Origin of the sequence: Kitasatospora sp. NPDC047058, from assembly GCF_040643935.1 — a bacterium.
Classification (GTDB): domain Bacteria; phylum Actinomycetota; class Actinomycetes; order Streptomycetales; family Streptomycetaceae; genus Kitasatospora.
Window position 1 is genome coordinate 1 of the sequence record NZ_JBEYVJ010000082.1, and the last position, 21469, is coordinate 21469.

Consider the following 21469-nt stretch of genomic DNA (forward strand, 5'->3'; position numbering starts at 1 on the left):
GCCCGCGGCCGCCGCCGGGGCCGGGGACCCACCCGGTGACGGACGGCTGGTGGTCTCCTACACGCCGGGCCGAACGGACACGGACCGTCAGGTCGCGCCGGACGTGATGTCCGGCGCCCCCTCGGGCGTTGTACGGGGCTCGGGTGGAAGGCCCCTCGGTCAGTTCTTCTTGTCCTTGGTGCCCCACGGCATGCCGGCCAGCGCGGCGATCACCACGAAGGCCCCGATCGGGAGCAGCACGAACAGGCCGAGGGTCTGGGCGACGCTCAGGCCACTACCCGGGTCGTCGCCGTCGTCCCGGGTGAGGGCCATGGCGGGCGACGACAGCAGCATCATCAGCGTGACCGTTGCGGTGACCGCGCCGGCTCGCAAAGCGTTCCTCTTGTCCACGCTGCCCAACTTACCCGCCGCTTACGTCACCGCGCTCGGCGGGGTCGCCCTTTCGGGCCGCCCTGACCTCGGGCGCCGCCGCCAGCACGTCGGCCAGTGCAGGGCCGGCCGGGGCCGCGGCGATCACGTCCAGCGTCACCGGCTTCCCCGTGCCGTCGGCGACCGGCAGCCGCCAGTTCGGGTACTGGTCCCAGGTGCCGGGCAGGTTCTGCGGCCGCGGATCGCCCACCAGGTCCGGCAGCCAGACGCCGACCAGCTCGGCCGGGGTCGCCCGCAGGAACCGGTACAGCGCCCGCGCGGAGAGCGGCTCACCCTCCGCAAGCAGACCGAGCCGCGTCAGCTCCGCCCGCCAGTCGGCCAGCTCGGCCGCCGCCTCCGTCTGCTCCTCGCCGAGCGAGCGGGCCAGCAGGCCCAGCCGGTGGCGCAGCTCGACGTGCTCGCCGGAGAGGCGGGCCGCCGTGCTCGGCAGGTCGTGGGTGGTCAGGGTGGCCAGGCTGCCCGGCCGCCAGCGCTCCGGCGCCAGGATCTCGCCCTTGGCCTGCCAGTCCCGCTCGAACCAGAGCACGGACGTCCCCAGGATGCCCCGCACGGCCAGTTCCTCGCGCACCCCCGGCTCGACCGTGCCCAGGTCCTCGCCGATCACCGCCGTGCCCGCCCGGTGCGCCTCCAGCGCCAGCACGCCCAGCATCGCCTCGGCGTCGTAACGGACGTACGCGCCCTCCGTCGGCTCGTGCCCGACCGGGACCCACCAGAGCCGGAACAGGCCCATCACGTGGTCGATCCGGATCGCGCCCGCGTGCCGGGCCGCCGAACGGAGCAGCTCCGCGTACGGCGCGTAGCCGGCCGCCGCCAGCGCGTCCGGCCGCCAGGGCGGCAGGCCCCAGTCCTGGCCGTGGGCGTTGAAGGCGTCCGGCGGGGCGCCCACCGAGATGCCGGTGGCGAGCACGTCCTGCAGCGCCCAGGCGTCCGCACCGTCCGGGTGCGCGCCGACGGCGAGGTCGTGGATCAGGCCGACCGGCATGCCCGCGGTGCGGGCCGCGTGCTGGGCGTGGGCCAGCTGCTGGTCCACCTGCCAGGCCAGCCAGCGGTGGAACTCGACGCCCTCCCCCAGCTCCTTCGCCGCCAGGGTGACGTGCGGGCTGTCCGGGTGGCGCAGGCCCTTCGGCCAGGCGTGCCAGTCCGCGCCGTGCGCCTCGGCGAGCGCGTTCCACAGCGCGTAGCGCTCCAGCCAGGTGCCCTCCCGGTGCTTGAACGCCCGGTACGCCGCCTCCCGCCCGGCCCCGCGCGGCACCTCGTACAGCAGCTCCAGTGCCCGGCGCTTCAGCCCCCACACGGCGTCCCGGTCGATCAGGCCGTCGTGCCCCAGCACCTCCGCGCGCAGCCGGGCGGCCCGGCGGCCCAGCTCCTCCGCCTCGGCGCGCTGCTCGCCCGTCAGGTACGCGTACTCGGGCACCGCTTCGACCCGCAGGTGCACGGGGTCGGCGAAGCGGCGGGAGGACGGGCGGTAGGGGGACGGGTCGGAGGGGGTCGCGGGGAGGGCGGCGTGGAGCGGGTTGATCTGGGCGAACCCGGCACCGAGGCTCGCGGCCCACTGGGTGAGCTCGGCGAGGTCCCCGAGGTCGCCCATGCCCCAGGAGCGGTCGGAGAGGACGGAGTACAGCTGGGCGAGGAAGCCCCAACTGCGGCCGGGCAGCTGCGGGAGACGCTCGGGGGCGACGATCAGGTGGGCCCGCTCCTCCTTCTCGCCCGTCACCGCCCGCAGGGCGTGCCGCCCCAGCGGCAGATCCGCCGGCAGCCAGTGCGAGTGCCCGCGCGGCAGCTCCCAGACGCCGCCGCCCTCCAGCTCCACCGCGAGCCGCGCGTCCGCCGGCACGTCCAGCGCCGTCCGCCGCCCCTGCCGCACGACGACCGTCGGCGGCAGCAACCTGGCGCGCTGCGCCACCCGGTGACGCTCCAACGCCTCCCGCACCGCGTCCGGCGTCCCCGCCTCCACCCCCAACGCGGCCAGCACCGCCACCAACGTCCGCGCCGAAGGCCGGTACGACGCCTCCACCCCGTACGCCTGCGCCAGCGCCACCAGTTCGGCAGGCGGCGCCGGCGCATCCTGCGCGGGCACCTCCAGGCCCTCGGCCCCGTCACGATCGAGATAAGCGGCCACTCGCGGCTCCTGCGAAGTCTCGGCAACACCCGGTCAGAACAGCCACAGTCCTACCCGCGTGACGGCCCGGTGACTCGCTGCGACACGACGGCGGGGCCCGCCGATGAGCGGGCCCCGCAGTTTCCCTTCGTCTGTCCGGGCGCTCCGGGCGCTCCGGCCGTCAGGCGTACGGGTTGACCGAGAACTCCGGACGCTCACTCGGGAAGTCGTCCGGGAAGAGGTCCAGCCGCACCGCGCCGGAGAGCAGCGCCAACAGCACCCCGGTGGAGCGCATCGGCAGCCGGGCGAACCGCAGCCGGCCGGCCTGGACGGCGAGCGTCGGCCAGTCGTCCGGCTCGCCGACGGGCAGCCAGAACAGCATGTCGGCGTTGTCGGTCACCGCCCACTGCACCAGGTCGTCCGTGGTCAGGCCGTCCCCGGCGAGCAGAGCCGGGAGAGTGGGCTCGGGATAGTCCCGCAGGAGCCGGCGGGTCTCCCGCGTCCTCTCGACGAGGTCCAGCCCCGGCCGCGCCGAGCCCTCCGCGTAGACCCAGAGGAACTCGTCGAAACAGCCCGGCCCGTAGGCGTCGATCAGCGCACGGTGGCTCGACGGGACCGCGAACCCCGCCGGACCCGTCGACCCGACCTCTGCCCCCCGTTTGGGCGGCGGGCAGAGGGCCGCCAGGCCCTGCAACTCGTCCACCGTCCACCTCGCAGATCGGAGAGCGTCCTCGTGCATGACCAACCACAGCCGACAGCCGGGCTCGTGATGTCACACCACGTCGATCTCGGCCCCGACGGCCACCAACCAGCACTACCACCCCGCGACCACCCGCTGCCTGGGCCTGCCCGACCGGAACGCGGCGCCGCCATCCAGGCGACCATGGCTCAGGCACAGCCTACGGCCGTGGAACTGCTCAAGAAGCGAGGAGGTCCGAGACTACCTTCAGGTCCTCCATGGGCAGCGGGACTGATCCCCCCGGATTACGTGAGCTTGACGGTGCATCACAGATGGTCACTCCGTCCTTGCCGGTGTGCCAGCGCGCGGGATCCCATTGAAGGCTTTCCGAAGCGATCAGCTCGGCCAGTTCCTCCACATCCTCGGCGCCTCCTGTATGACGTAGCGCCTCCACAAGGAAAGCGATACCCGCGGGGGTCTCCGCTTCGACATCACCGAGCATCGGCGCCAGCAGAAGCATGCGCTTCGCTCGTTCGGCAGGGGTAAAACCAAAATCGGATACGACGGAAATCTCTCGCCAAGTAATCCCCGGGCCCTGATAGTCCCCCTCGAGTGCAGCGATCCGAATACAGTCTCGACCAGGCTCCGGGGCGAGCAGATAGTCAACGCCCGCGTCGTCTGCAAAGTTACGGAAGACCACAACCAGTCTCGCACCACCGGAAGTGCCGATCTCGAAAGCCAGCCACGCATCCGCCGCGACAAAAAAGCCTGCATGCTCCGCACGTTGTGAAGGCTCACGCCCCACACTCGCGTAACCAGGTCCTCATCCTCAACCGACTGACTCAGGTAGTACGCCGCCCAGAATCCGGGTTCCGCCATGAGAGCGGTGCCGTCGAACATCAGACGTTCCGCATCGACGCCATCCGGGAACCTATCCGCATAACCCCTAAGCATTCCCCCACTCCTCCTGATCACCAAGTGCGCCAAAACATTCTAGAGCCAGTCTTGCCATCGAGTGCATTGAGTACCGAGCCTCTTGGCGGGGCGTCTGCGTGGGGTGATTTCTACTGCACGGATCACTGAGCAAGAGCGCCAAAAAAGCGCGTAGCCCGCACTCGTCCTTGAAGTACCAACCCCTTGATGTTCAAGGTCGCCGGTAGTCGGATCTCCCGGACGTGAGATTTCTCCGAAACGGCCCTGCTGCCGGCGGGTATCTCACATTCCGCCTTGGCCACAGAAAGAACCGGATAATCAACTCCCCACCTACTAAAAAGGCGGCTCGTCAACTGATCCCCGATTTTTCTGCGACTCATGAACCCCCCTACACTCCCCGGAGGAGAGCAGATCACTATGCGATTCAATCAACGTGAACCCCCGCCCCCAAGCATTCAATGCCTCGGAGGCCAAACTTCTATGCCATTCACTGGAGCTCTGCGCTAGAATATTCTCCACCAAAGGAGTCAGTCTCCCGCGATGCATCGCCAATGCCGGGGACTCCAAAAATCGAACGGCGACAACAAGAGCCGCCTCCACCACCCTCAAATCAGGATCATTAAAGTAGGAAGAAATGCCCGGAAAAGCTTCCGGGTAAATACTCCTAATATCCATGAAGTTGGAAAATGGCTCGGTCGGCGAATATTTTCCCCACTCTCGAATGCGCTGCTCCTGACCAACGCTGACGTCAAAGGCCACGTCGGCTAGCCATGTAAGAAGTTTGCCTCGAAGTGGGAATTTCCCCTCTTCCCACGGAGGGGCAAGTGCGGCTCGACTTGGCCAGTCACCCAAAAGCGCGGCAACATATCTGAAAGCTGGCACGGTTGCAGAATACACCACGCCATCATTGAGAAGAGTGCTATAAAGGTAATTGAGTGAAGTCGTTACCGCCGAAAAGTCACCCGACGCCAAGTCGCACAGCCTGGCCGGAGTATCCGGGAAGGCCAAGCCATCAGCATTTTCGAGATTGGCCCAATCAGTGAGATCAATGATCGCATATGGATTCAAATTATCGCCGTTCATATTCATAGCACCACCATAGTGACCTAAGGAAAGCAGCCAAGGCGCGCAGCAGGGACCGCGCCTTGGCAAATCATCAGAAGGGCACCTCACTGAAAACTTGGCCGCGCTGAGATCGAACCGCTAGCGACGAATTCGCCCGCAGCATTCCTGCCACGTTTTGCCCACAGAAACTGCATGGCCCGCCAGGCTTTGGAACCATCAGACGGCCAACCAAACCCTCACTCCCGGATCCCGACTGCCTAGCCAGAATCCTCATTATAGTGGCAGCCTGAACCTCAACATGTGAGCCGAAAAACTTACCGCCGCCGGGGCTCGCCGCAGCAGGAATCTCCTTCATGTTGGCCCTGATCAATGGATGGAGCCTATCGGAAGATAGGTCAAACTCTCCGTGTCCCTTAATCCAAAGGTATCCACCGGTAGCAACGTCCGGCCTGCTGGAATGTGCGGCATTCTCCGATGCTCTGGCATGCGCCCGTTCATCCGCAGTGGGGCAGTTGTGAACGAGTACTGAAGTCCCGCCAGCTACCACATAGTACGTGTGCTACGCGGCCCCTCTCCACCTGCTTTCTCGCAGGCCAACGGTGGTTTGACGGTCCGTCGGTGTTCGTGGATGTGCGCTGAAGTCCGTGGTTGTTGCCGTCGCTACTGCCGTCAGAGGTGTAGACCAGTCGTGCCATTGTCGGCCGCGCGCGTGATCCTACTGCCAGGCTCCGGGCTCGGCGTGGACGATGGTGCGCATGGTTTGCTCGTACGACTGGTGGCCGGTCTGGGCGCAGTGTCCGGCGATCCAGCGTGTCAGGTCCTTGGGGGTGTGCAGTTCGCCGGAGGCGGCAGCGCAGTCCTGTTCGTCGCCGGTGACGCAGAGCGCCTCGAAGGTCGGCAGGGCCATGGGGTCGGTCGCGGTGGTCACGTGGTACTCGCGGAAGCGGTAGCGGGTGGTCTTGCCCATCAGCCTTCCCCGTTCTCGTCAAGGGGGCCGGCGTTCGCGGGTTCACCCTCCTGGGCCGCCTCCTCCTGCGGCGCCGGGATGCGTTCTCCGCGCGACTCGGCGACCCTGAGCGCGTCCGACAGGGCCTCGGTCAGCCGGCAGGCGAGCCATCGGCATTCGATGGCCGACTGTGCCTTGGTGCCGGGGGCCAGGATGCCCCGGGCGTACTCCAGTAGCTCTTGGCCCATGCCGAGCTGGACGGTTTCGATGCCGTCGGCGAGCGTCGAGATGTAGCCCTTGCCGTCGGTGCTCAGGTAGCAGGGGCGTCCGTCCTCGGTGGTCCATGGCAGTAGGCGGGGTCCCGCTATGCCCGACGCCGCTTCGTGCAACTCCCTGCGGCGCAGACGGTCCGCGTCGCTCCTCGGCATGCCCATGGTGGATCTCCGGCCTCGGTCGCTGGAACCGGACACGGCGACCGTAACGACATGACTGCACGTCAATCCACGGACCCAGAACGGCAGATCTCAACGCAAGGCCCGCGAACTGCCACGCTACGTAGCAGCTATCCGACGACGCCCAGGTAGCCGGCCATCTCGCGCATGTCGCTGGTCAACGTGCGCTTGCGCTTGCTCAGGATCTCCTGCATGGTCTCGGCCGCCGAGTTCTGGTGCCTCAGCCACTCGGGGGCGGCTTCACGAGCACGGGTCAGCTCGTCCATCGCCGCCGACAGGTCTCCGGTTCGCGTGTGGGCGCGCGCCATGTCCAGGGTGAAGCGGTTCCCGTCGTTCGTGCTGGGCCTGCCCAGGCGCTTCCACGCCTTCGGCGACAGCTCAACCTCTTCACCCGCCTTGCGCACCACGGCGCGGGCGTCCCCGACGACCATGGAGTCTTCGAGTGCCTTGATGGCGGCGGTCACCGGTCCGAAGACGGACCAGTGCCGGGAGACGTTGCGGTGTGCCGTGCCGACGGCGGTTGCCGCCACCCGCGCCGCCCGGCGGTACTCCTTGGCCTCGTCCGGGCGGTTGTTGCGTGCCGCCGCGGCTGCGGCCTCCATGGCCAGCCCTCCCCACACCGCGTAGTGGTCCGGTTCGGCACCGGTGATCTTCGGCTCCAGTACGCCCATACTCTGGGCGGCGATGCGTTCCGCCTCCTCCAGCCGGCCTTGCCGCACCAGCAGCCAGCACATGCAGCCGACTCCGGAACCGGCCGCGAGCATGTCCCCACCCTCCCGCGCGTCCGCGATGGCGCCGCGCAGGGCCGTGTAGGCGATGTCGTACTGCCTCACCTGCGTGAGGTACGTGCCGGCCAGGCGCAACGCCTCGGCGCGGGCGAGCAGGGCTTGCCGGTGCTCTTCTCCGCTGTCGTAGTGGGCAACGGCCCGCGCGGCATCCCGCAACAGGCCGGGTAGTTGAGCGGCAACGCTCTTGTAGCTGTCGGAGAAGTACAGCACCCGCGCGTCTCGAACCGTTCGAGCGTAGGCCCGCAGGTTCGGTTCCTCGCCCACGGCTTCGGCGTCCTGGTCCACGAGCCCCACCGCCGGGGTGAGCGCGGCGCGAAGCTGGATGAGGTTGAGCCGGTTCGGCTCCTCCGCCCGTCCCACGGGCTCCGGCGCGTCGGACGCGACGAGTGCCGCCGTGGGGATGCCCAGAGCGCGGGCCAGAGTGTGAAGCGTCTCCATGCGGACCGTTCCGCCCTGCTCGACCTTCCGGACGGTCGCCGGGGACAGGCCCGCTGCGTGGGCAAGTTCCTCCTGGCTCATCCCGGCGCGGCGCCGGTACTTGCGTACGTTGTCCGCGAGTTCCATCGTCATCTGCTCACCACCTCCAGCGCCACGGTACGCCTGGTGGGCGAACTGACCGGGCTCTGTGGGCAGATACCCACCCGGGACGGTGACCCACCGCCACGCGCGGCGTCGGGCACGCGGTTGACTGGAACGGCGCGGCGCCGGAGCCTTCGGCAGGCTGGGGGCCTGAGCGGGGCGGGTCCCTCGTCGGTCGGGCAGCTCCGCCGGACCAGGGTTCTCCGAGGGCCGCCAAGGCTCACACCGTGACGCTGGCGCTCGGCCTTGGCGGCCCTCGGGGGTTCCTGGTACGCCTCCGGGGACCGGCCGGCGAGGGACCCGTCCCGCGACCCGCGACCATTCACCACGACGGTGCCGCACCGGTGCTCGGCCCCCTGGTCCCTCGAAGGGAGGGCAAGGGTTGAGGTAGAACTCTGCGGACTGCGCTGCCCTCGCTGGTGTTGCGCGCCCGGACGGGCGGGGGTGCCGCTGAGCGGGGCGGAGACAGGAGCGGGCGGCGGCCCCGCCGGGCCGGAGCGCGCGCGGCCCGCGACAGCGGGCCGCCTTGATGCAGTAGAGAAACTTTGAACAGCTCGCCCCATCATGCTCCTGCTGGCCGGCCAGGCAACGCCGCCGCTCCCCGCGCCGGCAACCTCGCACGCTGCCGTCAACTACTGTCGTCAGAACGACCAGGAGCCCCACGGGATTATGTCCCATGGGGCTCCTGCTACAACTACCGGCCTTCCAGAGCCTTGTCGACGATTTGATGGGCTACGCCCACCTGGACCGAATCCCTATGGTGACGGCATTACTTCACCCTGAATGATCCACCCTCTTGTCCATCCCCCTTTCATGCCATCTCCGAAGCATCTCATCTGATGCAGCATCGCCCAATCCGAACCGATCCTCCAGATCAAACCAAGCACCGATCTTGAGGCGCAGATCGGGGTCAACCACCAGAGTCGACAAGGGGCGAAGAGCCGCTAGCATCTCTTCGATTTCAACCAGGCGAAGCATGTCTTGATCCTCGGGCAGTTCGCATGATGCCGTCGGAGTTCCGGGCCAGTGGACGGACTCTTCCAGATTTCGTCCTTCCTCGCGCCTTCGGTCAGCCGCAGCCAGAGCCGCCTCCGGAGACAACGAGATGGCACCCAATGCCAACCTGATCACATTGTCGACCTCGCCCTCGATGGGAATATCCACCACCTCCTTGAGCAGCGATGCCCGAACCAAGAGCCCCGCGATCAACACGACACCCCTAGCCTCAGAAAGGTTTCCTGTTGAGGCAGCGAAGACTGTCGTCTCGATGCCGCACCTCAGCGCCCGCTCCCGCTCCTCTGGCAGAGCCTCCGAGAAGCGGCTGAGCCGAGATTCCAGTGATTCAATAACGAAGAACCACCAATGAACAGGCGTGCCCTCTGGAAACCTGGCTTGCAGCCAGCCGCTGCGCGCATCGGGATCCGAGGCACAAAAGTCGAGAAAATCTTGTCGGGTGACGTCCACTACTTGCCTCCCAGGTTTGTAATTCCCCGCCGAAGAACTGGGACTCCCGCACCTTCGAACGCACGCACACCATTCATCAGGAACCCTTCCGAGCATGCATGACAGGGCGTGTAATGACCGGTGTGATTGTTGATGTACTCGACGATTCCGCGCTCGTTGATGTGAGCTTCGCCTGCCCCAACCACGGCCCTTCCCTCGGTCAGGATAGGGTGTTTGATGCCCGGCATCGCTGGTGCTATCCGGAGAGTCCCAGCGACGTCCACCGACCAAATATGGCGGCCGCCGGCCGAGACGGATTCATTGAAGGCGCCTGTGCCCGCTACAGCAGGGGCAACACCTGAGAATTCTGCTTCGAGCATCTCCATCGACAACTTCTCTGGCTGGTTGTTCTCAACCGGACCACAATTGTGGACGAGTACCGGCATCGCACCTGCGAGCACATAGTACGTGTGGAGCCGGGCGACGGTCAGATTGTGGGTGGTGACGGCGTAGGCGTAGTTGCGGACCGACTGGACGTTGAGGGTGGTGCCGTCGGGCCGGCGGAGGTGCTCGCCGGAGGTGAGTTCGCCGGCGTCGACCCACTGCTGGCGGGTCTCGCTCCAGTAGGGGTGGTGGTAGGTCGAAGTGATCTTCGCCGGCGGGCCGCGCGGGCCGGCGTCGTCGGTGAGGGTGAGGTCGGTGAAGTCCTTGTCGTCGGGGGTGGTGATGGTGGTGGTGACCATCTCGGGCCGGGTCTCGCCGGTCTGCGGGTCAGTCGCCATGACGACGTCACCGTCGTGCACGTCGCCGATGGCCTTGCTGGTGCCATCGGCCATCAGCACCTGGGTCTCGGCCGGGAAGCTGTTGCACACGGCCGGCGCATCAGCAGCGTCCGCCTCGGCCTTCGCCGCTGTCGCTTCAGTTCCCGCCGCGTCGGTTGCTGTTTCCTTGGCCGCCTTCTCCTCGGCTGCCTTGGCTGCCGCCTTCTCTGCTGCCCTTGCCTCCGATGCCGCTGTCTTCGCGCTGACCAGGGCGGCTTCGGCCTCCTTGGCGGCGCGTTCGCCGGAGCGGATCATGTCGTAGGCCTTGTCGATCTCCTTGTAGATCTTCAGGGCCTTGATGCCGATCTTGATCGCCTTGAAGAGCTTGCCCCAGGGGACCGCGTTAAGTGCGGTGTTGACGCAGGCCATCACGTCGCCCTTGGTGAAGCAGTCGCGGGCGTCGTTGAAGCCGATCAGTTCGCCGACGAGGTCGACGACCTTGTGCACGATCTCGTCGCGCTTGCGCTTGCCTTCCTTGAGGACCTGATCGGCGGCGTCCTGCTTCGCCTGCGCGTCCTGCATCGCCGCGGTCGGCGGCGGGGTCGCCGCCACCGGCGTCGGCGGCGGGCTGTAGATGAACACCGCGTCGACGGCCTGACCGTTGCTGCGGACGTAGTTGTGGTTGTTGTCGCACTCCGAGGTATTCGCCTCGCAGCCGACCTTCAGGCCGTTGGCGTCGGACTTGTTGATCGGGCTGTTGTTGGCGTACGCGTAGGCGTTCCACTGCTGTGGGTCGCCGGCGTCGGTGATCGGGTCGGGGCTGATGAAGCGGCCCGTCTTCGGGTCGTACTCGCGGGCGCCGAGGAGGGTGAAGCCGGTGGCCTTCTCCTTCGTCCCGCCGACGAAGCCCTTGTCACCGGCCCAGACGCCGGCGCCCGGCTGGGCGCCACGCTCGTTGCCGAACGGGTCGGTGGGGCGGCGCTCCTGGGCGAGGCTGGAGAAGTCGATCTGGACGCCGGCGGTGCCGTGCGGGTCGCTGGACTGGTAGGACAGCGCCGAAGTGCCGTTGGTGGTGGTGCGGGTGATGGAGAGGCCGTTGGGCGCACCGTAGGTGCGGACGTTGGTGACCACTCCGGTCGTGGTGTCCAGGGTGATCTGGTCCGCGCCGAGGTTCAGCGTCGTCTTGCCCGGGTCGCGGCGGATCAGCTGGTTGCCGGTGACGTCGTACACGTAGCTGGTGCCGGCGCTCTGGCCGGTGCCGGTGATCTGGTCGAGCTTGCCCTGGGCGTTCCAGGTCAGGGTCCGGGTACCCGGGGTGTCCGTGATGGACGTGGTGTTGCCCGCCGCGTCGTAGGTGTACGAGGTCACCGCCGGGCCGGCCGGGCCGGTCTGCGTGGACTTCATCAGCGCGTGCGGACCGCCCGTGCCGCCGCCCGTCTTCGGGTCGGTGGACGGGGCGTTCGGGCCGGCGCCGAAGGTCTGGGTGGTGGTGACGTCCTTGAACGTGTCGCCGTTGACGTCCTTCTGGACCTGCTTGGTGCGGTTGCCGATCAGGTCGTACTCGTACTGCTGCCAGTACGGGGCCGGTCCACCGACGCTGGGCTTGTCGGCGGTCATCGCCGGGCCGTTGGCGTTGGTGCAGCCGCCGACGGCGGGGACGTTCGGCTGGGCCAGGGTGGTCTGGGTGCCGGTGTCGGTCCAGGCCTGGGTGAGCCGGCCGAGGTAGTCGTGGTTGAAGCACTGCAGGTCGGCGACCTGGCCGTCCTGGGCGTTGCGGGCCGAGGTGACCTGGCCGAGCGCGTTGTACGTGTAGTCGACGGAGTCGACGTTCGCGGTCGGCGCGTTCTCCTTGTCCAGGATCGAGCGGGTGACCCGCCCGGTGGCGTCGTCGATCACCATGGTCGCGACGACGTTCGCCCCACCCCGGCCGAGCGTGGTGCGGAACGCCCTCCCGAAGGGGTCGTACCGGACGTCGGCGATGAAGGTGGTCGACGGGTTGCTGCCGAAGGTGCTCTGCAGTGCACCGAGCTGACCGACGGTGTCGATCGCGAAGCTGAGCTTCTCCGGGGCAAGCCCGGCAGCAGGAATGGCCGGGAGCTGCGAATCGGTCAGCCGGCCGGCGTCGTCATAGGTGTTCTCCGTCAGGTAGGTGCCGGCGAGTGCGCTTTCACCCGGCACCGCCGGGATGGTGGTCCTGGCACCGAGCTCGCGGTAGCCGATGTCGTAGCCGGTGATCTCCGACTTGTACGCCGCGCCCTTCGCACCGCCGACGTACCGGGTGGTGGAGGTGGGCTTGCCCTTGGCGAGGGTGTCGTAGACCCAGCCGGCGACCTGCTTGGCCGGGTCCACGGCCGGGCCCTCGTAGGCCGCGACGGTGCGGCCGAGCAGGTCGGTGACGCTGGTGGCGCTCTTGCCGCGGGAGTCGGTGGCCGTGACCAGGTTCTTGCTGTCGTCGTACGAAGTGGTCCCGACGCCGGAGTCCGGGTCGGTGCTCTTCACGGGGCGGCCGAGCAGGTCGTACTCGTACGTCCACAGGTTGCCGGCCGCGTCCTTGCGCCAGGCCTCCTTGCCCTCGGGCGTGTAGCCGTACGTGGTCTCGTCGTACGCGCCTGTCGGGGTGTTGGCCTTGTACTGGCGCAGGGCGACGGTGTTGCCGCGGCCGTCCTTAATGGTCGCGGTGGCGTACCCGCCGTCCGGCGGGATGCTGCGGACCTCGTCGGCGCCGGCGTACTCGGTGCGGCTGCGCCACTGCTCGATGCCGTACGCCTGGAAGATCGAGTCGGTGACCCGGCCCATGCCGTCGTATTTCCGGACCGTCTGGGACGGGATCTTGCCGTCCGGGTTCACTCCACCGTAGGGCAGGAAGATCTGACCGCTGGGTGCCGCCTGGTCGTTGTAGTAGGCGGCGCTGGTCTTGGTCTGCCAGCTGTGCGAGTCGAACGCGGCGTCGGTGATCATGCGGCCCGGCGCACCGGACGGGGTGCTGGCCTGGGTCTGGCGGACCCGGCCCAAGCCGTCGTAGATCGTGTAGCTGGAGGTGTAGGTCTTCCGGTCACCCATCAGCGCCTGGGTCAGCACCTGGGAGGGCGAGTTGGTGCCGTTGACCGAATAGGAGAACTTGCGGTTCGGGAGGTTCGGGTTCTTGGCACGGTCATTGCCGGGGCTCCAGCCCGCGACCGAGCGGCCGAGGGCGTCGAAGTCCTGCTCCGAGACGCGCCCGTTCTCGTCCGTCATCCTGAGCGGCGAGCCGCGGCCGACGTCCAGCGTGCTGACGGTCTGCCAGCCCACTGGGTTGGTGTGGGTGATCTGGGTGGGCAGCTGGCCGGTCGCCGGCGCGTAGGCGGTCTTCGTCTCGGCGCCGCCCGGGTGGGTGGCGTCGGTCCGGCTCGGGTCGACGGTGCTGGTGACGCGGCCGTAGTCGTCGAAGGACGCCCGGGCGGTGGCCCGGTAGACCGGCGCGCCGCCACCGTCGTACTTCTCCAGGACCTCGGTGCCGGTCTGCTCCGCCTTGGCTCCGGCCTGGCGGAGCGGCAGGTTGTCGAAGTACGCGCGGGTGTCGGCGACCGTGTTGTCCTTGGTCGGGGTCTGACCGCAGGCGCCCCTGAGCACCAGGGTGCGCGAGGCGAGCTGGGTCACCGCGCCGTTCGGGCCGGCGGCGTAGTCGAACGAGGTGCAGAGCAGCTGCTCGGGGTGCGCGAGGTCGCCGTTGTCGTAGACCTTGGTGGGCCGGGCCACGAGCGTGCCGTCGTACTCGGTGGAGCGCTCGCTGGTGCGCCAGCCGGCGGCCAGCTTCTCCTTCGAGGTCACCTTGGCGGTGTTGACGGCCTGGGCCGTGATCGGCGGCATCCCACCGGACTGGTTGCGGGTCGCGGTCACGGGGCCCAGCCATGCATCCGAGACCACGGTGGAGACGACGCTGCCGTTCTCGGAGTCGTAGTTGGTGGTGTCCCGGATGTAGCCGGCGAGAACGTCCTGGTCCCGCACCGTGCCGCCATGCACATCCCTGATCCACCTGCTGCGCTTGCGCCCGTCTGCCGTGACGTCGCCGTCCATGCCGCGCAGGAAGGTGGAGACGGTCTTGGTGCGCGGCGCCTCGGCGCTGCTGCCGCTGCCGCTGCCGGAGAGGGTCGTCACCGTGTCGTAGCCGCGGAACTGGTCCCAGGTGCGGGTCTTCGGGTCGGCCAGTTCCGAGTCGTTACGGTGCCAGGCCGCGCCACCGCCATACACGTACTCCGTGACCACGGGGACGGAGCCGGCCACCATGTCCTGCGAAGTGACGGCCTGGACGATGACCTTGTTGAACCAGTCGTTGACCGGATCCGGCGCCGATTGACCGGGCAGGTACCACTTGACCGGCATGCAGGCCATCGTGTTGTTGTCCTCGGAGGACGGCATCCGGCCGACCGCGCGCGAGCACTCGGCGGGCCTGTAGACGACGTCGATCAGGCCACCGGTCTCGGTGGTGATCCCCTGGATTCGCGGGCGATTGAACGGCTCGACCGACGCCGAGGTACCGTCCGGGCGGACGATCCTGCCGTCCACGCGGTTTGAGATCTGCTGTGGCGCGAAGAGGACCTTCGGCAGCGTCAGCGGCGTCTTGCCGTTACGGCCGGTGCGCTCGATGGAGTCCAGCCAGAGCGCAGGCGAGGTGCCGTCGCCCGGGTCCTGGAAGGACTGGTGGAGGGCGAAGGAGTCGACCTCACGATAGGCGGCACCGTTCCAGACCTCGGTTTTGATCGCCGTCAGGCGCTTGGTGGTCCAGAAGGTGGGTGAGTAGACGGTGCACTCGCCTTCGAGTTCGCAGCTCTGGTCGACCGGGGTGTCCGGCCAGAACCTGGCGTTGGCCTTGGTCCGCTGCGACGGGTCACAGGTGATCGCGCCGCTCGGCAGGCAGCGCTCGTCGTCCGACTTGAACCAGACCTGGGCGGCCGGGTTGGCCTTGCCCTTCGCGGCGATCTGGTCGGGCAGTCGCTGCCCGTAACCGACCCAGACCGGGTGGCTGCCGCGCTGGTACTTGACGTGCGGGCCGTTGCCGTTGTTCTGGCCGCCGCCCTGGACGTAGTAGTTGTGCTCCTGCTCGTACCGGTAGGTGATCAGGTTCTGGTGCGGGTCGACGACGTAGTCGAGCGACCACTGCCAGCCCATCTGCGACCAGGAGTTGGTGGCCGGCGAGCCGGACTTGAGGCACGGGTCCTGACCGCCGGGCCAGTAGACCGGCATCGTGGAGACCGAGTTGCTGGCGTCGTCGCTGCCGTCGCCGCCGGGCAGGTGGTTGGCGCCGAAGTAGAACTGGGTGCCGTCGACGGTGGTGACCCGCCAGGCCTCGCCGTTCCAGGCGCCGTTGTTCTGGTTGGTCAGCCGCTCGACCCTGGTGCCGTCCTCGCTCTTGAGGTGCCACTCGCAGGACGTGTCGTCGCGCACCAGCTGGCCTGCGTGGCCCTGCAGCGAGAGCTGGAGCAGGTCGCCGCCCCAGCACTGGTCGCCCGACTTGTCGATGCCAGCGTCCTTGCAGCCCTTGTAGCCACGGGTGATGGAACCCGGGTGCCAGTCCCAGCCCTCGCCGATCCAGGACGGCTGCGCATTGGTGGAGGCGGTCTTGCCATCCGAGGCGGAGGAGTCGTAGCCGAGCGAGACGCTCGGCGCGGCCCCGGCGAGCGCCGAGGGCAGCTCGACGGTGTAACCGTAGGTGAAGTTACCCGCGTTGGCGCCGGCCTGCCAGGAGGCCGACGGCGTGATCGGCGAGGCGGTGAAGTCACCGGCGCTGCCGGAGGGCGCCGCCTCGACGGCCAGCGCGAGCGCCGGGGAGGAGGCAGCCGGGGAAGCGAAGGCACTGGCGGCCGCAGAGGACTTGGCCGCGATGGTGGTCGTCTGCGGCACCTCGACCTCGGCCACCAGCCGGCCCGCATCGTCGCGGTGCGAGGCGATCGGAGTGCGGGTGGTGCAGCCGGACGCGCCCGGCGTGGTCAGGGCGCAGCCGGGCAGTTGCACGACGCGGGCCCGGGAGGCCCAGTCGGCACCGGCGGCCTTCGCCCAGGACGTGGTGTCGATGCCGACCTGGACCCGGCCGGCCACAGCACCCTCTCCCGTGTCCGTGAGCGCGACCAGGGCGCCCATGACGCCGGCGGCCCCGGCGCGACCTCGGTCCGCCAGCTCGACCTTGAGCTGGGCAGGGCCTCCCTTGGCCGGGGCGAGCGGCGCGTTCTTGGGGGCGGACTTCGAAGCCTCCGCCGGAGCGATCCAGACCGGTAACGCCCCGGCCTGGACCGGCAAAGGGGCGGCCGAAGCAGGAGCAGTGTCCGTAGCAGACTGCGCCGAGGGCGCCTGCCCCACGGTGCCTCCCAGCGCAACGGTGCCACTGCCGGACGGCGGGCTCGAGTCGGCCGGGGGCGACCACTGCACGCCGGGGGCCGCCTTGTGACCGGCCACCTTGGCGTTGGAGCCCTTCACCGGCTTGGTCTCCGGCACCGGGGTGTTCGGAGGCACCCAGATCTTCTCGTCCTTGGCCGCGGATGCAACCGCCTCGGCCGAGGGGATCGTCACCATCGACATGAGGACCGCCAGCGCCGCTGCTGCCGCCAGACGTGAACGGCGCGGACGCGTGAACAAGCGGGCACGAGTCAACTGATCCCCCCACAGGATGCCGAGACCTCACGACGGACACGACCCACCTGGGCCACCGCGAACCCTATGGGCGCACGATCGATCACACGTAGTTAATTATGAGAATCCTTTTATGTGATCAGAGTCACTATGCGGCCAATGGATCACCAGCTGTGACAACTCGGACACGATCTCGACTTAACGCTTTGACAGCGAACCGAACGTGAAGGGAGCGTGCGGGCGACCTCTACTCACTTCACATCCGAGGACGGGCACTTCATGTCGAGGCCACAACCTCCCCCGCTCGAAGCTCGTGAACGAAGGCCGATGAGCCGTGCTTTCGGGGCGGCGCTCCTCCCGGCCGCCTGCACCGCAATCCTCTCCCTCAGCGCCGGGCTCCTGGTCGCGCCCGCTGCCGCGGCGGCGTCTCCCCCCGACCGGAACCACGGGCCTGCCCACTCCTCCTGGCCCGTACACCCACCGAACCCCGCTCAGGACGCGCGATCGGCGTCCGTCGCCGCAGCCTCGGCCCGCGCGAAGAGCTCGGGAAAGCCCGTCGTCATCGATGCGCTGACCACGGCGGGAAGCCTGACCACCGCCAATCCCGAGGGAACGCTCACCACGGACTCCAGCACGGTGGCGGAGCGCGTCCGGAATGCCGACGGCACCTGGCGCAGCACCGACGCGACGCTGCACGTCAACATGGACGGGAGCATCACGCCGACGGCCGTACCGTCTGCGCTGACCTTCTCCGGCGGCGGCAACGGTCCGATGACGACCATGACCACCCCGGACGGCAAGAAGCTGGCGATCAGGGCACCGTTCGACCTGCCCAAGCCCGAGCTGACCGGTGACAGTGCCCTCTACCGCTCCGTCCTGCCCGACACCGACCTGCAGTTGAGTGCCACCACGGCCGGCGGCTGGCGACAGGTTCTGATCGTCCGAACTGCTCAGGCCGCCACCAACCCGAAGATCAAGAACTTCCATCTGGACGTCTCCGGTGACGGCCTGACGGTGAAGACCGATCTCCTTGGCAGCCTGACGGCCACCGACGCCTCCGGCAGGGTCAGGTTCACCGCGCCCGCCCCGGCCATGTGGGACTCCACGACCACCCCGACCGGCGCCACGGCAGCAGCCCAGCCGAAGAGCGCCGGCAGCGCGGACGCGGCAGCGCCCGTGAACAGCGCCCCGGAGCCGGCCGGCTCCACCGCCAAGGCTCCGGGCGCCTTCGCCAGGGTCGCTCCCGTCGCGACCAGTGCGAGCAGCACCGGCATCGATCTGGTTCCTGACGCCTCGGTGCTCGGCCAGGGCGCCGGCCCCTGGTACATCGACCCGGGCTGGAACCCGACGGTCGACAACGGGACCCAGGCGTGGGCCCAGGTCCAGGAGGCCTACCCGGACAGCCCGGAGTACAACGGCACCCGATACGACCAGGACAAACCCGCCGCCGGCTACTGCGACTACGTCGACAGTGCGAACCCCTGCACCAGGAAGGGGCGCGAACGCGCCTACTTCCGCGTCGGGATCAATTCCCAGTTCTGGTACTCGACCGTCCTCGGCGCGAAGCTCTACGCCAACGTCGTCCGGTCCTCCAGTCCGTCGACCTCCACCCCGATGAACCTCTACTCGACGGGCGTCGGCAGTACCAACCCGATCAGCGAATCGACCACCTGGAAGAACCAGCCGTGCGGGACCGGACCGATCGGGAACGCGTGCACGAAGATCACCACCACCACAATGGCCGGCACCGGGGGCATCGAGTTCGATGTCACGGGCGTCATGCGCCAGGCGGCGAGTGTGGGCTGGGACAGCTGGACCTTCGCCTTCGCGCCTGACGACGAGTCCAACAAGTACTACCACCAGCGGTTCGCCAACAACCCGCACATCGTCGTCACCTACGACATAGCGCCCCGTGCCAGCAGGCCGGAAACCAGCCCCACGCCGGGTTTCGCCCGGGATGCCGCGTACAACGCCTGCCAGACGCCCGGAACCGTCAATCCGTGGGACAACCCCGGCTGGGTCGGGGTCAACACGAACGTCGTTCTGAGTGCCGACACCCTGTCACCGACGAACCAGCAACTCTGGACGACGGTCAAGCTCTGGGACGACGACAACGGCGGCTCGGTTCAGTTCTTCGGGACCGGTTGGGCCGGAAGCTCAGGCCGCGTCCACCTCGATGTCGGTGCGCTGATCGACGGCCACGAGTACGGATGGTTCGCCGCCTCCGACGACGGCACGCTCCAGAGCGCCAACAGCGATATGTGCTTCCTGCGCATCGACCGGACCCCGCCGACGGCCCGGATCACGTCGACCGACTTCCCGGAGTCGGGGACGCTCGGCGGCCACCCGAAGCTCGTGGGGCAGGAGGGCACGTTCACCCTCACCGGCACCGACCCGGCCCCCGCCACCGGCGGCCGCTCCTCCGGCCTGGCCTGCGCACGCTGGACCACGGACCCGGTCCAGGCCGCAGCCACCGGGTGGAACTGCAACGATGGCGGGAACGTGGTCAAGATGAACGGCGACGGCTCGTTCCAACTGAAGGTCACGCCGTGGCGTTGGGGGACCAACTTCCTCTACCTGCAGACACAGGACAACGCCGGCAACATGTCCCAGCCCGTCGTCTACACCTACTACGTGCCCACCAACCCCGACGGCCCCGAGCCCATCCTCGGTGACCTCGACTCGGACGCCAAGGCGGACCTTCTCCTGCCCGACGGTGGCGGTAACCTCCGGCTCATCGGGGCCGGAACGGACCCGTACGCCGCCGCCAACGCACGAACCGCGACCGCTCCCGGCGGCAATGACTGGGGAACGGTTCAGATCACCCACCGAGGATCCTTCAGCGACCGCAACTTCGACGATCTGGTGGCCCACGCGCCCGACGACGAGAACGCCTACCTCTACGCCAACGACGGGATCGCCGGCCGCTTCGACAGCCAGGCGGCCATGGGCCTCGTGAAGCCGAAGGCCTGTGTGCTGCCCGACGAGACGTCCATCGACTGCCCCGCATACGGCTACAACTCCGGTAACTGGTCCTCCGTCACCCAGATCGCGGCCTTCGGCTCACCGAACGGCGACTCCGCGGAGAAGCTGGAGAGCGGGCACATGGGCCTCCCCCGGACTTCGCTTCTCTTCGTCGAGAACGGTCGGCTCTGGCTCGTCCGGGCGGCGGGCGCCAAGCGGTTGGAGAGCCGCGCGTACCTGCTGTCCCAGAACAACGCGAGCTGGAACTCCTATGACCTGATCACCCCGGGGCCGACCATGGGAACGAACCTGCCCACTCTCTGGGCGCGATCCAGGACCGACGGCACGATCCACGCCTACGAATTCAGGAAGAGCGGCCAGGCTTTCGATGCTTCGGCTTTCGCCGACCCGGCGACGGGCAAAGAGCTCACCAAGGGCCTGGATCCGTCGCTCTACCCCAAGGTCGGCTCGAACGGTGACATCACCGGGGACGGCGTTCCCGATCTCTGGGCCGTGGACACCAACCAGCAGCTGATCGGCTGGCCCGGTGCCGGTTCCAAGGCCCCTGACAACCGCAGCGGCCCGACGGTGACCGGCCTGGCCGCCGTTCCGACCGCGCTCGGGAACCTCAATCACCCCGTCGCGAACTGGCTGGCCGTACCCGACGGCACGGACACCGTCATCGACGGTCAGGGCAGGGCCAACGCCAGGGCCGACCAGGTCGGCTGGGTCGAGGACACCGTGGGCGGTCGTAGCACCTTGGTGTCGCGGTACGGTCCGGCGGACGGCTCGGTCATCACCATGTCCGGACCGGTGGTCGACACCCGTAAGAGCTTCACCGTCTCCACCTGGGCCAAGTCCGGCCCGGGCGGCGGTGTGGTGGCCAGTCAGGACATCGGCCACGGCAGCAGCTTCATGCTGTACAGCGACGCGGGGCGGACCTGGACGTTCGCGCTCGCCTACGGCGACGACGACGCCTGGTCGTACGACTGGACGAGCACGACCAACGCCGGCGCGACGGTCCGGCCGGGTGTCTGGACCCGGCTCACCGCCTCGTACAACGCGGGCACCGGACTGATGTCGCTGTACATCGACGGCGTCCTCGCTGCGACCGGATACCACAAGGCCGTTCACGGCCCGCCGCCCTCCGGACCGTTCGTGCTGGGCCGGTACAAGTACCAGTCGAACCCCAGCCAGTCGTTCGACGGAAGCATCAGCAGCACCGCCGTCTACCCGTTCGCGGTCAGCCCGGCGGCACCCGGCACCAGCGGGCTCATCCAGTCCGCCGTCAACCAGGCGATGTGCGCCGACGACAACGGCTTCGGCACCGCCGACGGGACCGCGATCCAGCTGTGGGACTGCCACGGCTCCTCCTCGCAGCAGTTCTCACTCGGCAACGACGGAACCGTCCGGGTGCTGGGCGGTTGTCTGACGCCGGTCGGTGCCGGCCGGGATAACGGGGTGAAGGTGGAGTACCACTCCTGCAACGGCACCGACACGCAGAAGTGGCTGCCGCTCGCCAACGGCGCCCTGTACCACCCGGACTCGGGTCGCTGCCTGGATCTTCCGGGCTGGAGCGCCGTCAACGGCAACCGGCTGCAGCTCTGGGACTGCCACGGGGGCACCTCGCAGCAGTGGGTCGTCCCGACCCTCCGCACGGCCGTGGTCCCGGGACCGCCGACGTCCTGACATCGGCGGTCGGATCAGCCCCGGGCCCGTTCCGCCGACCGGC

12 protein-coding genes are annotated in these 21469 nt (G+C 68.4%); 1 reads left to right on the forward strand and 11 read right to left on the reverse strand.

The genetic code is table 11. From position 1 onward, the window contains the following. Positions 1–159: 159 nt before the first annotated feature. From ABZ885_RS15530 to ABZ885_RS15580, 11 genes are all read right to left on the reverse strand, one after another. On the reverse strand, positions 160–390 hold the full coding sequence (locus ABZ885_RS15530; protein WP_360187933.1) for a hypothetical protein: 231 nt from the start codon (positions 388–390) through the stop codon (positions 160–162). A gap of 10 nt (positions 391–400) precedes the next feature. After that, entirely contained in the window at positions 401–2506 is a 2106-nt protein-coding gene (gene malQ, locus ABZ885_RS15535) for a 4-alpha-glucanotransferase (protein ID WP_360187962.1), read from the reverse strand. Positions 2507–2708: 202 nt separating this feature from the next. Then, positions 2709–3230, reverse strand: coding sequence for a hypothetical protein (locus tag ABZ885_RS15540; RefSeq protein ID WP_360187934.1), 522 nt, complete (start codon positions 3228–3230; stop codon positions 2709–2711). A 214-nt stretch (positions 3231–3444) separates the two neighbouring features. Continuing rightward, positions 3445–4011 carry a hypothetical protein gene (locus ABZ885_RS15545; RefSeq protein ID WP_360187936.1) on the reverse strand — a complete coding sequence of 189 codons (567 nt, stop codon included), beginning with the start codon at positions 4009–4011 and terminating at the stop codon, positions 3445–3447. Positions 4012–4472: 461 nt separating this feature from the next. Then, on the reverse strand, positions 4473–5228 hold the full coding sequence (locus ABZ885_RS15550) for a hypothetical protein (protein WP_360187938.1): 756 nt from the start codon (positions 5226–5228) through the stop codon (positions 4473–4475). A gap of 691 nt (positions 5229–5919) precedes the next feature. Beyond that, positions 5920–6171 carry a hypothetical protein gene (locus tag ABZ885_RS15555; protein WP_360187940.1) on the reverse strand — a complete coding sequence of 84 codons (252 nt, stop codon included), beginning with the start codon at positions 6169–6171 and terminating at the stop codon, positions 5920–5922. Beyond that, positions 6171–6584 (reverse strand): hypothetical protein, encoded by a 414-nt coding sequence (locus ABZ885_RS15560; protein WP_360187942.1) that lies wholly within the window; start codon positions 6582–6584, stop codon positions 6171–6173. The genes ABZ885_RS15555 and ABZ885_RS15560 overlap by 1 nt, the downstream gene beginning before the upstream one ends. 128 nt (positions 6585–6712) lie before the next feature. Next, entirely contained in the window at positions 6713–7960 is a 1248-nt protein-coding gene (locus ABZ885_RS15565) for a helix-turn-helix transcriptional regulator (RefSeq protein ID WP_360187944.1), read from the reverse strand. A gap of 783 nt (positions 7961–8743) precedes the next feature. After that, positions 8744–9433 carry a hypothetical protein gene (locus tag ABZ885_RS15570; protein WP_360187946.1) on the reverse strand — a complete coding sequence of 230 codons (690 nt, stop codon included), beginning with the start codon at positions 9431–9433 and terminating at the stop codon, positions 8744–8746. Continuing rightward, positions 9433–16722 (reverse strand): RHS repeat-associated core domain-containing protein, encoded by a 7290-nt coding sequence (locus tag ABZ885_RS15575; protein ID WP_360187947.1) that lies wholly within the window; start codon positions 16720–16722, stop codon positions 9433–9435. Before ABZ885_RS15575 ends, ABZ885_RS15570 begins: the two co-directional genes overlap by 1 nt. 542 nt (positions 16723–17264) lie before the next feature. Continuing rightward, positions 17265–17555: a hypothetical protein gene (locus ABZ885_RS15580; protein WP_360187949.1), complete on the reverse strand. Its 291-nt coding sequence runs from the start codon at positions 17553–17555 to the stop codon at positions 17265–17267. Here ABZ885_RS15580 and ABZ885_RS15585 point away from each other — a divergent pair. Continuing rightward, positions 17554–21426, forward strand: a complete 3873-nt coding sequence (locus tag ABZ885_RS15585; RefSeq protein WP_360187951.1) for a ricin-type beta-trefoil lectin domain protein — start codon at positions 17554–17556, stop codon at positions 21424–21426. The two genes, ABZ885_RS15580 and ABZ885_RS15585, sit on opposite strands and share 2 nt — an antisense overlap. Positions 21427–21469 lie beyond the last annotated feature (43 nt).